Genomic DNA, 14,468 nt, shown 5'->3' with positions numbered 1-14,468 from the left:
CTAAAAAATATTAAATTCTAAACCGCGTCTCACTGGGATCTCTCACTGGGATCGAGGATATCTCCGAAGCAAAAAGCACAAGGAAAACGACGCATGTCGCTCGGGACGCGGTTTATGTCGCCGGGTCATGCGTAACCGCTGAAGCCTAAGCGCGCCGGACACCAGATGCCCGGCGCCGGGAGACGCCTATGGGTGCCGAAGAGGCATTGAAGCAAGGCGACCTGGATGCCGCCCTCTCCGATTTAACCGATCGCGTTCGCCGCTCGCCGGCGGACGCGCGTCTGCGGACTTTTCTGTTCCAGTTGTTCGCCGTAATGGGTCAGTGGGACCGGGCGCTGAGTCAGCTCAATGTCGCCGGGGAGCTGGATGCCGGCACCCTCGCGATGGTCAGCACCTATCGCGATGTCCTGCGCTGCGAGGCCCTGCGTGCGCAGGTCTTCGCCGGGGAGCGCGACCCGTTGGTTCTGGGCGAGCCGGCGCAGTGGGTCGCACTCCTGTTCCAGTCACTGCGTCTCGCGGCTCAGGGGCGCATGGAGCAGTCGCAGGCGTTGCGCGAGCAGGCATTGGAGGCGGCCCCGATCTCGGAGGGGCGCATCGACGGGGAGCCGTTTGCCTGGATCGCCGATGCCGACGGGCGCCTGGGACCCATGCTGGAGATCATCGTGGACGGACGCTATTTCTGGGTCCCCTTCCAGCATCTGCGGGCGCTGGTGCTGGAGGAGCCGGCCGATCTGCGCGACCTGGTCTGGGCACCGGCACACATCACCTGGGCCAACGGGGGCGAGGCGGTCGCCTTCGTCCCGTGCCGTTATCCGGGCTCGGAGTCGAGTCCGGATCCGCGCATCCGACTCGCGCGTCTGACCGAGTGGACGGAGCAGGGCGGCGAGCTCTTCACCGGTCTGGGTCAACGCATGCTGACCACGGACGTCGGCGACTATCCCCTGCTGGCGACCCGCCGTGTCGAGATCGATCCGCCGTCGGAAGGGGTGTCCTGAGCGCAATGGCGGATCTGACCCCGAAAGAGCGTCTGCAGCCCTCGCTGCTCGACCGGCTGACGGACGATGCGCCGCAACAGCGCGAGGAGTCGCGGGAGCAGCGTGTCCTCTCGCCGCGCAAGCTCAAGCAATGTGTCATTCGGGATCTGGAGTGGCTCCTCAACGCCTGCGATCTGGCCACGGTCCAGGACTTGGACCCCTATCCGCAGGTCCAATCCTCGGTCGTCAACTACGGGATGCCGGATCTCGCCGGGCGCAACCTCTCCGGGCTCGACGTCCCGACCCTGGAGCGCCTGCTGCGCCAAGCCATTCTGCGCTTCGAGCCGCGCATCCTGCGGCAGGGTCTGAGTATCCGCGCCATCGTCGACGCCGAGCAAATGACACCGAACGCCATCCGTTTCGATATCGAAGGGGAGCTTTGGGGCACGCCCATGCCGCAGCGTCTCTATCTCAAGACCGACGTGGACCTGGAGAACGGCGAGATCCATGTCTACGAGACGACGCCGTCGAGCGGCTGAGCCACATCATGGATCCACGTCTCCTGTCCTACTACAACCGCGAGCTTACGCATCTGCGCGAGATGGGCGGCGAGTTCGCGGCCGAATTCCCCAAGATCGCCGGACGGCTGGGTCTTTCCGGTTTCGAGTGTGCCGACCCCTATGTCGAGCGTCTGCTCGAGGGCTTTGCCTTCCTGGCCGCCCGGGTCCAGCTCAAGATCGACGCCGAGTTTCCGGCCTTCACGCAGCACCTGTTGGAGACCGTCTATCCCCACTATCTGGCGCCGACTCCATCGATGACGGTGGTCCAGCTTCAGCCGGATCTCAACGAAGGGGCGCTCGCCGAGGGTGTCGCTCTGCCGCGCGAGACGCAATTGCGCAGCACCATCGGCAAGGGCGAGCAGACCGCCTGCGATTACCGCACGGCCCATGAGGTGCGGCTCTGGCCCCTCGAGCTGACGGAAGCGGAATATTTCACCCATATCGGGCCGGTCGCGAGGGCGGATCTGCCGGCCCTGCAACGCAGCAAGGCCGGGATCCGGCTGCGTCTGCGCATGACGGCCGGCCTGACCTTCGCGCAGCTCGCCCCGAGCCGGCCCGGCCTGTTCCGCCTGGATCTCTTCCTGCAGGGGACCGACCAGATCCCGTTCGATCTCTATGCCCAGCTGCTCGGCAAGACCACGGCGGTGCTGGTCCAGCCGACGGCGCGGCCGGTGCCTTGGATCGAGGTGCTCCCGCCGAGCGTCCTGCATCCGCTCGGCTTCGAAGAGGACGAGGCCCTCTTGCCCTATGCCCCGACGTCCTTTCACGGGTATCGGCATCTGCATGAATATTTCGCCTTTCCCCAGCGCTTTCTCTTCGTGGCCATCGAGGCGCTGGGGTCGATCCTGCGACGCATCGCCGCGCCCGAGGTGGATCTGATTCTGCTCTTCGATCAGACGGCCCCGTCACTCGACGGCATTCTCGGCGCGGGCAACTTCGCACTCCATTGCACCCCCGCAATCAACCTCTTTCCCAAGCGCTGCGACCGAATCCATCTCGGCGATGCCGGGCCGGACTATCACGTCGTTCCGGACCGGACCCGCCCGATGGACTTCGAGGTCTATCGCGTCGACGGTGTGACGGGTTACGGGGCCGCGACCACGGAGATGCGCGAGTTCAGGCCCTTCTATTCCGCCACCGACATGAGCGCGCAAGAAGCCGAGCCTGCCTACTACAGCGTGCATCGGGTGCCGCGCCGCCTCTCCTCGCGGCAGCGCCGACAGGGGCCGCGTTCGAGCTACATCGGCAGCGAGGTTTATGTGAATCTGGTCGACAGCGGGGATGCCCCTTGGTCGAGTCAGCTGCGTCAGCTCGCGGTGACCGGACTCTGCACCAACCGGGATTTGCCGCTGCAGATGCCCGTCGGCGCCGGCACGACGGATTTCTCGCTCGAGATCGGCGCGCCCGTGCAGGCGGTGCGTGTGGTGGCCGGGCCGACGCGACCGCAGCCTTCGCATGCGCACGGCGACACCGCCTGGCGCCTCATCAGCCATCTGTCTCTGAATTATCTCTCGATCGCCGACAGCGACGGCGGTACCGGCGCGGCGGCACTCCGCGAGCTCTTGGCGCTCTACGCGGATCTCGCCAACGCCGATGTCCGTCATCAGGTCGAAGGTTTGCGCGGTGTGGCCTCGCGCCCCGTCACCCGACGCCTGCCCGGCGTGCGGCCGGTCACCTATGCGCGCGGTTTGGAGATCAGTCTGCATTGCGACGAGACCGCCTTCGAGGGGACCGGCGTCTTCCTCCTGGGGTCCGTGCTCGAACGCTTCTTCGCCCGCTACTGCTCGATCAACAGTTTTACCGAGACCCTGCTCAAGACCGACCGTGGAGAGGTGATGCGATGGCCAGCGACGATCGGCCGCAGACCGATCCTGTGACGGCGCCTGCATTTGGCCTTGCTCCGGGTGATCTTGCGCAACCGGAGCAGAGTGCTCGACCCGAGTCACAGGCGACGCAGAACCGGGCGCTGCCCGACAGGGCGCGCGCTTCCGACCGCGGCAAGCAGACCCTACTCGGCGAGCTGGCGGCCGCACCCTGGCGCTTCGGGTTTTATCAGACACTGCGCCGGCTCGAAGCCCTGCAGCCCGAGCGCCCGAGGATCGGCGCCTCGGCCCGGCCCGTCGAGGATCCGATCCGACTGGGCCAGCAGCCTTCGATGATCTTCGCGCCGGCCGAGCTCGCCGCCTTGGTTCGGCCCGCGTCCGGACGGCCGCCGCGGCTCCTGGTCTACTTCTTTGGCCTGCTTGGCCCCAACGGTCCGCTGCCGCTGCATCTCACCGAGTACGCGCGCGAGCGGCAACGCAACGCCTCGGATCCAACCTTCGCGCGGTTTCTCGATCTCTTTCACCATCGGATGCTGACGCTCTTCTATCGCGGCTGGGCCCAGGCCCAGCCGGCCGTCAGCTTCGACCGCCCGACGCAGGATCGTTTCGGGACCTATCTCGGCGCACTGGCCGGGACCGGCATGCCTGCCTATCAGGGCCGCGATGCCATGCCGGATCTGGCCAAGCGTCATTTCGCCGGGCACCTGTCCTGCCAGACGCGCCATCCGGACGGGCTGCGTGCCATGTTGGCCGAGTTTCTGCGGCTGCCGGTGCGGATCGAGGAATTTATCGGGCATTGGCTGGTGCTGCCTCCCGATTGCCTGTTGCGCCTCGGCGAGTCGCCCGGCACGGGGGCCTTGGGACTTACCACGACGCTCGGCGGGCGGGTGTGGGATCACCAATCGAAGTTTCGCGTGTCGATCGGTCCGGTCGGCTTGGCCGATTATCTTCGGCTGCTGCCCGGCGGGGAGACCCTGCAGCGGATCAAGGCGCTGGTGCGGAACTATGTCGGGGATCAGCTCGATTGGGATCTGAACCCGGTGCTCGCGGCTGCCGAGGTGCCGCCGCTGCGTCTAGGCAGTGGCGGGCAGCTGGGTTGGACGACCTGGCTCGCGAGCGGCCCCTTGGGTCGCGACGGAGACGATTTGAAGCTCGATCCGCACAAGCGGCTCGATACGACGAGGAGCACACGATGACCGAGATCAGCCGCACCGCCCTCTTCGGCAAGCTCAATCCGCTGGCCTACAAGGCGATCGAAAGTGCCACCGTCTTCTGCAAGATGCGCGGCAATCCCTACGTGGAGCTGGTGCACTGGCTCAATCAGATCCTCCAGAATCAGGACTCGGACCTGCATCGGATCATCCGGCAGTTCGACCTGGATCCGGCCGGATTGGCGCGCGACTTTACCGAATCTTTGGATCGACTCCCGCGCGGCTCGCGCTCCATTTCGGATCTGTCCTCCGACGTCGAAGAGGCCGTCGAGCGGGGCTGGACCTACGGGACCCTGATGTTCGGCGAGTCGCAGGTGCGTACCGGCCATCTCCTGGTCGGGATGCTCAAGACCCGCGGTCTGCGCAGCGCCCTGCTCGGGATCTCGCGCCAGTTCGACAAGATCGTCACGGATACCCTGACCGACCGCTTTGCCGAGATCGTCTCGGGCTCGCCCGAGGATCGCCTGAGCGCAAGCGACGGCTTTCAGGTCGGCGGCGGCGCAGCGCCGGGAGAGGCGAGCGGGGCCATGGCCCCGGCCCAGATGGGCAAGCAGGAGGCGCTCAAGCAGTTTTCCATCGACCTGACCGAGCACGCCCGTAACGGCGAGCTGGATCCTATCGTCGGGCGTGACGAGGAGATCCGCCAGATGATCGACATCCTCATGCGTCGGCGCCAGAACAACCCCATCCTGACCGGCGAGGCCGGCGTGGGCAAGACGGCGGTCGTCGAAGGCTTCGCCTTGCGGCTGGCCTCGGGCGAGGTGCCGCCACCGCTCAAGGAGGTCAGCCTGCGGACCCTGGACGTGGGCCTGCTGCAGGCCGGCGCGAGCATGAAGGGCGAGTTCGAGAATCGGCTGCGTCAGGTCATCGAAGAGGTGCAGGCGTCCCCGAAGCCGATCATCCTCTTCATCGACGAGGCCCACACGCTGATCGGCGCCGGCGGGACCGCCGGCACCGGCGACGCTGCCAACCTGCTCAAACCGGCGCTCGCCCGAGGCACGTTGCGCACGGTCGCGGCGACGACCTGGAGCGAGTACAAGAAATACATCGAGAAGGATCCGGCCCTGACCCGCCGCTTCCAGGTCGTCGCCATCGACGAGCCGAGCGAGGAGAAGGCGATACTCATGGTCCGCGGCATCGCCTCAACCCTGGAGAAGCATCACCAGGTGCAGCTGCTCGACGAGGGTCTGGAGAGTGCGGTCCGACTCTCCCATCGCTATATCCCCGCGCGTCAATTGCCCGACAAGGCCGTCAGCCTGCTCGATACCGCCTGTGCCCGAGTTGCCATCAGTCAGGCGGCCGAGCCGGCCGAGGTGGAGGACTGCCGACGCCGGATCGAGGGGCTCGAGACGGAGCTGGCGATCATCGATCGCGAGACGGCGGTGGGTGTCGATACGCAGGAGCGGGCACGCGCGGCAGGGGAGGCGGTGGCCGAGGAGCGCGAGCGCCTGGAGGGGCTTCGCGGCCGTTGGGAGGCCGAGAAGGCGCTGGTCCACGAGATCCTCGATCTGCGCGCCGTGCTGCGCGGCCATCAGGCACCGGTCGAAGGGACAGGCAGTCCGTTGGAACAGGCCGCAGAGGCGGTTGCGCCGGCGCCGGCGGATCGAGATCCGAACGACGCCGATTCGTCGACGCCGGAGCCGTCTTCCGATCCGGGATCGGCGTCTTCGGCGGTCTCGCCAACGCTGTCGGACGCCGAGCGCACGTCCGCATTGGAGCGGCTGCGCGCGCTCCAAGCCGAGTTGCAGAGCCTCCAAGGGGAACGTCCCCTAATCCTCCCGAGCGTCGACGCTCAGGCCGTCGCCTCGGTCGTCGCCGATTGGACCGGCATCCCGGTCGGACGCATGGTCAAGGATGAGGTGACGGCCGTCCTGAACCTGGCGGACACGCTCAACAAACGTGTCATCGGCCAACGCCATGCGCTCGAGATGATCGCCAAGCGGATCCAGACCTCGCGCGCGCGTCTCGACAACCCGAGCAAGCCGATCGGGGTCTTCCTGCTCGCCGGTCCCTCCGGTGTCGGCAAGACCGAGACCGGCCTCGCCCTCGCCGAGGCCCTTTACGGCGGCGAGCAGAACATCATCACGATCAACATGAGCGAGTTCCAGGAGGCCCATACGGTCTCCACGCTCAAGGGTGCGCCCCCCGGCTATGTCGGCTACGGCGAGGGCGGCATCCTCACCGAGGCCGTGCGGCGCAAGCCCTACAGCGTGGTCCTGCTCGACGAGGTCGAGAAGGCCCACCCCGACGTGCACGAGATCTTCTTCCAGGTCTTCGACAAGGGCTGGATGGAGGATGCCGAGGGACGCTACATCGACTTTCGCAATACCCTGATCCTGCTGACGACCAACGTCGGCACGGATCTGATCATGTCGCTGTGCAAGGATCCCGAGCTGATGCCCGATGTCGAGGGGATCGCCAGCGCCCTGCGTCAGCCACTGCTCAAGGTCTTCCCGCCCGCGCTGCTCGGGCGACTCGTCGCCATCCCTTACTATCCGCTGAGCGACGAGATGCTGGGCGCCATCATCCGGTTGCAGCTGGGCCGCATCGTTCGGCGGATCGCAGAGAACCATCGTGCCGCGCTGACCTACGACGAGGCCGTCATCGATTTGATCGCCCGGCGCTGCGCCGAGGTCGAGAGCGGTGCGCGCGTAGTGGACGCCATCCTCACCAATACGGTGCTGCCGGCCATCAGTCGTGAGCTGCTCAATCGTACACTCGATGGCCAAGGGCTTACGCGGGTCTCGATCGGGGTCGACGATTTCGGGTTCGGCTACGCGTTCGAGTGATCAGTTGCTAGCCCGCCGTGGTGATCTGGCGGAAAGGCTCGGCTTGACTATACTCGGGTAACACTTCAATCGAGATTCTGCAATGCCTCTGAGTCAAAGCCATCGCGCTATTTCGGTGAGCACGCCACTCGGCGAGGACGTGCTGCTGCTTCGTGGTGTGACGGGTGCGGAGCGTCTCGGTGCTCCATTCGCCTATGAACTGGATCTGGTCAGCGAAGATGTCGATATTCTTCCCGGTGACCTACTCGGGAAGACAGCGACTATCAGTTTACGCCTGCCTCGCGGCGGAAAGCGCTTTTTCAACGGCCATATCAGCCGTTTTTCTCACGTTGGTTTCGATGGCGCGAATGGGCTTTACCGCGCGACCCTCGTCCCTTGGCTGTGGCTTCTCTCCCGAACCTCCGATTGCAGAATCTTTCAGGAACAGGCGGTTCCCGACATCATCAAAGGTATCTTCCGCGAGCATGGATTCACAGACTTCGAGGAGCACCTCTCCGGATCCTATCGAACCTGGAACTATTGTGTGCAGTACCGAGAGACCTGCCTGGACTTTGTCACTCGGTTGATGGAGCAGGAGGGTATCTACTACTACTTCAGGCATGAAGACGGCAAACACACGCTGGTCCTGGCCGACAGCTACAGTGCTCACAAGGTCGTTGAGGGTTACGAGGAGATTCCGTATTTCCCGCCGGACGAAACGTCACTGCGCGAGCGGGAGCATCTGAGTGATTGGGCGATCGTCAGCACCGTGTGCGCAGGCGCTTTTGCCCACACGGACTACGACTTCACCGCGCCGAAGAAGAACCTTCTGGCCAAACGTGCCAGTCCGAAGGATCATGCCTTTGCAGATCTCGAGCGTTATGACTTCCCGGGAAGCTACAGGTCGAACGCCGACGGGGAAAACTATGCGCGGATCCGCCTTGAAGAGCTACAGGTCGACTATGAAGGAGTCAATGCAGGGGGGAACGTCCGAGGATTGGCATCCGGGGCCCTCTTCACGCTGACGGGGTACCGGAGGGAAGACCAAAATCGGGAATATCTGATCCTGTCGACGGACTACGTGTTGAGGTCAGATCCGTTTGGTTCCGCGGCCGAAATGCCCGAGGATCCTATCGTTCAATGCCGAATCACCGCAATCGATGCGCAAACCCCGTTTCGCCCGGCGCGGGTAACCGCGAAGCCGGTCGTTCAAGGGATTCAGACTGCAACGGTGGTCGGCAAGGAAGGCGAACGCATTTGGACAGATAAGTACGGTCGTGTAAAGGTTCAGTTTCACTGGGACCGCTATAGCGTATCGAACGAGAACAGCTCCTGTTGGGTGCGCGTCTCCCAGAACTGGGCAGGGAAGACCTGGGGCGGGACGTATATGCCGCACATCGGCCAGGAAGTGCTGATCAATTTTCTGGAAGGAGACCCGGATCAGCCTATTGTCACCGGGCGTGTCTACAACCAGGACAACATGCCGCCCGAGAAACTGCCCGAGCACCAGACGCAGAGTGTCTGGCGGGATCACGGAGGCAACGAGACAATCATGGAAGGCACTGAGGGCAAGCAGTTCATTCATACTCAGCAATCCTGCGGTAACGAGCTCCTGATGGACGGTTCGAGCGGGAACGAGAAAATCGAGCTTAGGGATAAGTACGGCAATGAAGTCATCCTGGATGCCGTTGCCGGAACCATCACTATTCATTCCCCGTCCCATGAATCGAAAATTGTCTTGGGCAAGAGTATCGAAGCGAGCAGTCTGAGCGATCTCATTGAACGGTTTCAGGGTAACTGGGAGGCGGATATCGTCGGCAGCACGAAGATCAAGGTCGGTGCCGATGTGACGGAGGTCTTCGTTGGAGCACAGCATAAGACCATTTTGGGCTCGGTAACGAAGCTTATCAGTCCGCACAAGGGCGAAGCCATATTCGGTTGGGAGAACAAGGTCATCGGCGGGCGGAAATCCGAGTACGTCAAGGGAAGCGTGGTCAAAGGCCACTGGGGTACGGAGATGAAATTGGGCAAGAGTAAGCAAGCCGACAAGGCGCCTTTCCTCATACACAACCTCGGCAAGGCCTATTACAGCGTCAAAGGCGTTGTTGCCCAGAAGATGGCCACGTGGAGAACCGAATGCGAGGGAAAGGCATATACGAAGGCACAGGATATTTATCTGGACGCCGGCGGGGACATGGATTTCAAGGGGGGCGTACACAAGATTAGTGCGACCGAGGCGTTCGAAGAGTATGAGACGATGATGTGCAAGGCCGACGATTGGAAGGTCAAGGCATCCAATGCCAAGATCAACGCGAAGATGAATGTAAAGGACGGAACCCTTGTGATCAAATAAACGTGGTTCTCGGTGAGTCGGAGAGTCCTATGCATGTTTTTTGCGACACGCCGGTTTCGTTTGGTTGGACCGTTTGGAAGAAAGATGCGTTCACGTATCAGACGTCGTTCATCGTCAAGGGGACATTCCTACTACGAAACGGGGAGGCGGTCTTGGCTTTGGAAGAGCCGGATACCCTGATCGGGGAAGTCGGCTACGAGGGCGAGGACGCGCAGAGCCCGCGCTACGCTTCAGACTTTGTTCCTTTCAAACATCGGGCCGATATTCTGCTTTCCGGGGTCGCCTATGCGCCCGAGGGTCGCGCGGTGACCGTCTGTGACACGACTCTTTGCGTCGGCGACATCTCAAAAACCTTGCTTGTCATTGGACCTCGACGCTGGTCGAAAATGGACCCTGATGCGTTCCTCAGTATTCCGCTGATATACGAGAATGCCTACGGGGGACCCGGTCATCGGCCGAACCCCGTGGGCAAGGGTTTGGTTTCCGACGAACTTCCGAATGTCGAGTATCCCGGCGAACTGGTCGAACGACGACACCAGAGACCGCGCCCGGCTGGCTTTGGACCTCTTTCCGAGTCGTGGGTGCCACGGAGCCTAAAGTTTGGAACATGGGGTCTACGCGCGCCCGGAGTCGATCGAGTGTCGTACCCCGAAAACCTTGATTGGGCGTTCTTCAATGCGGCACCTGAAGACCAGCAAGTCAATGGCTATCTACGCGGCGATGAATCGCTTTCGCTCACAAACCTGCATCCAATTCATGCACACTACACGAGTCGCTTGCCGGGGCTTCGCATGCGATTGTTCGTGAATCGTCGAAGCGCTGCGGGCGCGCTTGAACTCGACGAGTTACAGCTGAATCTGGACACGCTTCAGATCGATATGCAGGCCGAGAAGATGAACTTGGTGTGGAGAGGGCTCGCCTCGACGCGGTCCGTGAAACTCCGGGAGATCGAGCACGTCTTGATCGCCGCCGAGGAGATGGCTGTCCCTATCGTACCGCACGAGCAGTATCGTGTGCGCCTGGCGCAGCTCTTGCGCGGCGCGGAGCCCGAGATCGAGTTGCCTTCCGCTCCGCCGGATCCCTGGCGAGAAGAGATTGCCCGGATGGAGGAAGAGGCGCATGAGGCGGAAGAGGAGTTTGCGCGTATCGAGGCCGATTGGGATGCCGAGCACCAAAGGGCGCTGATGGCTTTTGTCGAGGCGGGCGTCTCGGTTGCTCATTCGATACCCGATTTCGATCACGCTCGGTTTCGGGCGGAAGTCGCCGTCCATGATCCTGCAATTGCGGAGGAGATGGAGCATTTCATTGCGGAGACGGAACAGGCGGAGCGGGAAATGGAGGCTATGGAGGCCGAGATGGCGGAGGGAACCGCCCTGTCATCCGCCGATGTGGCAGCAGCGAGGAAACTGGGAGTCAGTCTCGCCGGGAAGGACCTGTCCGGGTTGGACCTATCAGGTCTCGACCTTGCCGAGATGGACTTGAGTGGCGCGGTGTTGCGAAGGGTCCGCTTGTGCCGCGCGCGGTTGACGTCGGCGAACCTAAGCAACGCGACCTTGTCGGGCGCGGACCTTGGCGACGCGAATCTGGACGGGGCCTCGTTGGTCGACTCCGATTTCACCAAAGCAACTCTCGCCGGCGCGACGTTCCGTAGAACAGCCTTGGATCACGCAACGCTCTCGCAGCTCGATCTCAGTGCGATCGACTTTTCCGGATGTACAGCGGTCGGGACGGATTTCTCCAGATCGAACCTGACGGGAGCGCTTTTTCGAGGGGCTCGGTTGAGTCGGGCCGACTTCACGGCAAGCATCATGCTCGGGGCCGATTTCTCCGGAGCCGACCTTGAGGCCGCGCAACTGGAAGAGGTCCAGGCAGAGGGCATCATTCTGGTACAGGCACGCGCGCAAGGGCTGCATGCCGGCGATGGATCGGATTTCTCCAACGGGCGCTTTACCGACCTCTGGGCGCCTGGCTCCATATGGGACGACTCAAGCGCAGACGGTGCAAATTTCACGCGTGCCGTCTTGAGCGATGCGCGATTCGACGGTGGGCATCTGCAGGGCACCGTATTTGATGCAGCTCGTCTGGAGTCAGCTGCCTTTGATGATGCGTTTCTTCGGGGTGCGCGCATGCGTTGCGCGAACCTTTTGCGCGCAACGTTCGAACGCTCCGATCTTGGAGGGGCCTGTCTCGAGGGGGCGAATTTGTACGAGGTTTCGTTCGCCGACACACGATTGGACGGCGTGATGCTCAGTGGCGCCAACCTGAAAGGGACGGTATTGGAGCAAGCCTATGAAGGGTGAGCCATTGTCGCTCGATGAGCTGCGGGCAATGCTGCCGAATGGCTTGCTTGCCTCGGAGCGCGAGCTGTTCCGATTGGACCTAAGCGGAATGGACCTCCAAGGCAGCGACTTCCGAGGGGCCCTTCTTTCGGAGATCGATTTGTCGGGGTCGGATCTAAGCCATTCACGATTCGACGATGCCGTCATACAGGGAGCAAAAGTCGATGGGGCACGCTTTGACGGTGCGAGCTTCATTGGGGCGGTTTTGTCGGGCTGCATCGGAGAATATGGCGATTTCGGGTCTACGAATCTCACGGACGCTGTCGTGTCGGACTGCGTCCTACCCGGGTCGCGCTGGGATAGCTCCTGTCTAAAGGGCCTTGCACTCGTCGGGGGTAACCTCACCGGCGCGGTATTGACCAATTGTGTGCTGGTGGATGCGTGGTTGACCGAATGCGATCTCTCGGGTTGCGATTTCACCGACTCCGATCTCACTGGTGCAGTCTTGTCTGCAGACCTGACGATGTCGGTTTTCCGCAATAGTCGCCTCGGATCAACTGAATTCCAGGAATGCATCTTTAACGGAGCGTTTCTCGGGGACGCGTTGGTTGATGGTGCTTCCTGGATGGATGGTAGCTTCGTCGGAGTGGCGAGTTTTCCCAAGAAGGTATCGAATCTCGACTTCTCACGGTGCGATTTCACGAGACTCGATCTCTCGGGCACCGATTTCAGCGGGTCATTTCTCGGCGAAGCATGTTTCGAGGGTTCAACGCTAAGGAACTGCGTATTCAGGAGCGCCCGCTTTTCGGATGCGCGGTTTACGAAAGCCGACTTGACAGGAGCAGATCTCTCTGATGGTTCGGGTGCCGACGCGGATTTCACCGCCGCCATCATGGCGGATGTCGCAGCGAATCGAGCCACGTTGACCCGATGCTGCTTCGATAACGCTCGGTTTCGCGATTGCGCGCTGCGCGGCGCGGACCTGGGCGGGGCGCGAATCGCTTCGGTCCAATTGCAGGCGGCGGACATCCGCGGGTCGCGCCTGCGCGATGTTTCGCTCGTCGGGGCCGTCTTCTCGGCGCAGGACCTGACCGATTGCCACTTTCTCGACTGTGACCTGAGCAAATCGCGCTTCGATCACGCAACCTTGACCGGCGCTAGCTTTTCGGGATCCAGGTTAACGGAAGCTGATCTCCGTGCAAGCCATCAAGACGAAGGGCCGGACTACAGCGATGCCGTTCTCGACGGTGCCGATTTTTCCAATTCCGACCTCGTCGCAGCCGACTTCTCCGGGGCTTGCCTGCGTGGGGCCAATTTCACCGAGACGCGGTTTCTCAGAACCGATTTCGAAGGGGTGGCTATCGAGCAAGCGATCATCCGCAAGACCCAGTTCCTCGCGTGCGACATGACGGGAGTCGCCTTGCCCGGAAAGGACCTTTCGGACTGCGATTTTACGGATGCCGACTTATCCGGTGCGAACCTCGAGAACGCCGTCTTGGACAGATCCACGCTCCAAGGCTGCGATTTCACGGCAGCCTCTTTGAACGGTGCGCAGCTGTCGGATGTTCAGGGCGCGTCTTCGGACTTCACATCCGCCGCCCTGAGCGGCGCGGCGCTCAGGCGATCGAATTTTTCCCAATCCTGTTTTGAGCAAGCGATTCTCGATGGAGCCATCTTGGAAGGATGCAGCTTAACCGAGACCCTGTTTGGAAAATCGCGGCTCTCGGGAACGACTTTCCGGGATGTCGATCTGCGATACGCCGACTTTTCGTATGCGACAGCTGCGGGGGCGCAGTTTCGAGACTGCGATCTCTCGGGGAGCAATCTGCATGCATTTGCGGCGGCAGGTGCATCTTGGGATGAGGTGAAACTGGATGGTGTCGGGCGCACGGACGAAGCTCGCTTGTTCGCCGAGACGTGGCAGCCACCACTTAGAGAGCTCGGGAGCCCATGATGCAAACATCAAACGCCGCGTTTCACCCGATGGAGGCAGACCATTCGCTTTATCTTGGGCCGGGTCGGGTTGTTGCCGTCACCCCCGCCAAGCTGAAGATTGCTGTCACCGAGCAGTGCGAGTGGGCGCAACTTGCGCTTGGATACCCGTACCGCGCCCGGATCGGAGATACGGTTCTTGCAATCGCGCAGAATGGATCCTGGTACGTGATCGGTGTGCTTTCGGGCAACGGAGACACGGTCTTGTCCGTACCCGGTGATCTTAAGCTGAGCGCGCCAAGAGGGCGGATCGATCTCGTTGCAGCGAAAGGAATGCGCCTGCGCAGCCCCCGTCTAGTGATCCATACAGACGCAATGTCCGTCATTGCCAAAAGCATTCAAGAAACGTTCGAGTATGCCGCGCGAACCATTAAGGATGCATTCGACCTACGTGCAGGATGGATACGGACAACGGTCGATCGCGATTTCCGGGTTCGCGCCGATCGAATCGTGCAGCGTGCACAGGATGAGGTCAAGCTGGACGGGCGGAAAATTCACCTGGGATAGG

At 62.3% G+C, this 14,468-nt stretch carries 9 protein-coding genes; all 9 read left to right on the top strand.

The window, feature by feature from the left end:
* Positions 1-188: 188 nt before the first annotated feature.
* The 9 genes from BLV04_RS09895 to BLV04_RS09855 all read left to right on the top strand — a co-directional run bounded on the left by BLV04_RS09895 (position 189) and on the right by BLV04_RS09855 (position 14,467).
* Positions 189-995 (top strand): type VI secretion system accessory protein TagJ, encoded by an 807-nt coding sequence (locus BLV04_RS09895; protein WP_093030744.1) that lies wholly within the window; start codon positions 189-191, stop codon positions 993-995.
* Between the two features lie 5 nt (positions 996-1,000).
* Positions 1,001-1,513 carry a type VI secretion system baseplate subunit TssE gene (tssE, locus tag BLV04_RS09890; RefSeq protein WP_093030741.1) on the top strand — a complete coding sequence of 171 codons (513 nt, stop codon included), beginning with the start codon at positions 1,001-1,003 and terminating at the stop codon, positions 1,511-1,513.
* 8 nt (positions 1,514-1,521) lie between these two features.
* Positions 1,522-3,411, top strand: coding sequence for a type VI secretion system baseplate subunit TssF (gene tssF, locus BLV04_RS09885; protein ID WP_093030737.1), 1,890 nt, complete (start codon positions 1,522-1,524; stop codon positions 3,409-3,411).
* Entirely contained in the window at positions 3,375-4,553 is a 1,179-nt protein-coding gene (gene tssG, locus BLV04_RS09880; protein ID WP_093030734.1) for a type VI secretion system baseplate subunit TssG, read from the top strand. The genes tssF and tssG overlap by 37 nt, the downstream gene beginning before the upstream one ends.
* On the top strand, positions 4,550-7,357 hold the full coding sequence (gene tssH / locus BLV04_RS09875; protein WP_093030731.1) for a type VI secretion system ATPase TssH: 2,808 nt from the start codon (positions 4,550-4,552) through the stop codon (positions 7,355-7,357). The genes tssG and tssH overlap by 4 nt, the downstream gene beginning before the upstream one ends.
* 82 nt (positions 7,358-7,439) lie before the next feature.
* Positions 7,440-9,689, top strand: coding sequence for a type VI secretion system Vgr family protein (locus tag BLV04_RS09870; RefSeq protein ID WP_093030728.1), 2,250 nt, complete (start codon positions 7,440-7,442; stop codon positions 9,687-9,689).
* 29 nt (positions 9,690-9,718) lie between these two features.
* Positions 9,719-11,989, top strand: coding sequence for a DUF2169 family type VI secretion system accessory protein (locus tag BLV04_RS09865; RefSeq protein WP_093030725.1), 2,271 nt, complete (start codon positions 9,719-9,721; stop codon positions 11,987-11,989).
* The gene (locus tag BLV04_RS09860; protein ID WP_093030722.1) at positions 11,979-13,922 is read left to right on the top strand and encodes a pentapeptide repeat-containing protein; all 1,944 of its coding nucleotides are present in this window, start codon (positions 11,979-11,981) and stop codon (positions 13,920-13,922) included. Before BLV04_RS09865 ends, BLV04_RS09860 begins: the two co-directional genes overlap by 11 nt.
* Entirely contained in the window at positions 13,919-14,467 is a 549-nt protein-coding gene (locus BLV04_RS09855; protein ID WP_093030719.1) for a DUF3540 domain-containing protein, read from the top strand. Before BLV04_RS09860 ends, BLV04_RS09855 begins: the two co-directional genes overlap by 4 nt.
* Position 14,468 lies beyond the last annotated feature (1 nt).

Origin of the sequence: Thiocapsa roseopersicina (genome assembly GCF_900106925.1) — a bacterium.
GTDB classification, from domain to species: domain Bacteria; phylum Pseudomonadota; class Gammaproteobacteria; order Chromatiales; family Chromatiaceae; genus Thiocapsa; species Thiocapsa roseopersicina.
Note: the sequence above shows the minus strand (reverse complement) of the source record. Positions and strands in the feature narration are given on the sequence as shown.

What these genes read in the sequence shown, in the direction of transcription:
- BLV04_RS09895 (WP_093030744.1), top strand. Translation starts at nt 189, where the DNA reads ATGGGTGCCGAAGAGGCATTGAAGCAAGGCGACCTGGATGCCGCCCTC.
- tssE (WP_093030741.1), top strand. Translation starts at nt 1,001, where the DNA reads ATGGCGGATCTGACCCCGAAAGAGCGTCTGCAGCCCTCGCTGCTCGAC.
- tssF (WP_093030737.1), top strand. Translation starts at nt 1,522, where the DNA reads ATGGATCCACGTCTCCTGTCCTACTACAACCGCGAGCTTACGCATCTG.
- tssG (WP_093030734.1), top strand. Translation starts at nt 3,375, where the DNA reads ATGGCCAGCGACGATCGGCCGCAGACCGATCCTGTGACGGCGCCTGCA.
- tssH (WP_093030731.1), top strand. Translation starts at nt 4,550, where the DNA reads ATGACCGAGATCAGCCGCACCGCCCTCTTCGGCAAGCTCAATCCGCTG.
- BLV04_RS09870 (WP_093030728.1), top strand. Translation starts at nt 7,440, where the DNA reads ATGCCTCTGAGTCAAAGCCATCGCGCTATTTCGGTGAGCACGCCACTC.
- BLV04_RS09865 (WP_093030725.1), top strand. Translation starts at nt 9,719, where the DNA reads ATGCATGTTTTTTGCGACACGCCGGTTTCGTTTGGTTGGACCGTTTGG.
- BLV04_RS09860 (WP_093030722.1), top strand. Translation starts at nt 11,979, where the DNA reads ATGAAGGGTGAGCCATTGTCGCTCGATGAGCTGCGGGCAATGCTGCCG.
- BLV04_RS09855 (WP_093030719.1), top strand. Translation starts at nt 13,919, where the DNA reads ATGATGCAAACATCAAACGCCGCGTTTCACCCGATGGAGGCAGACCAT.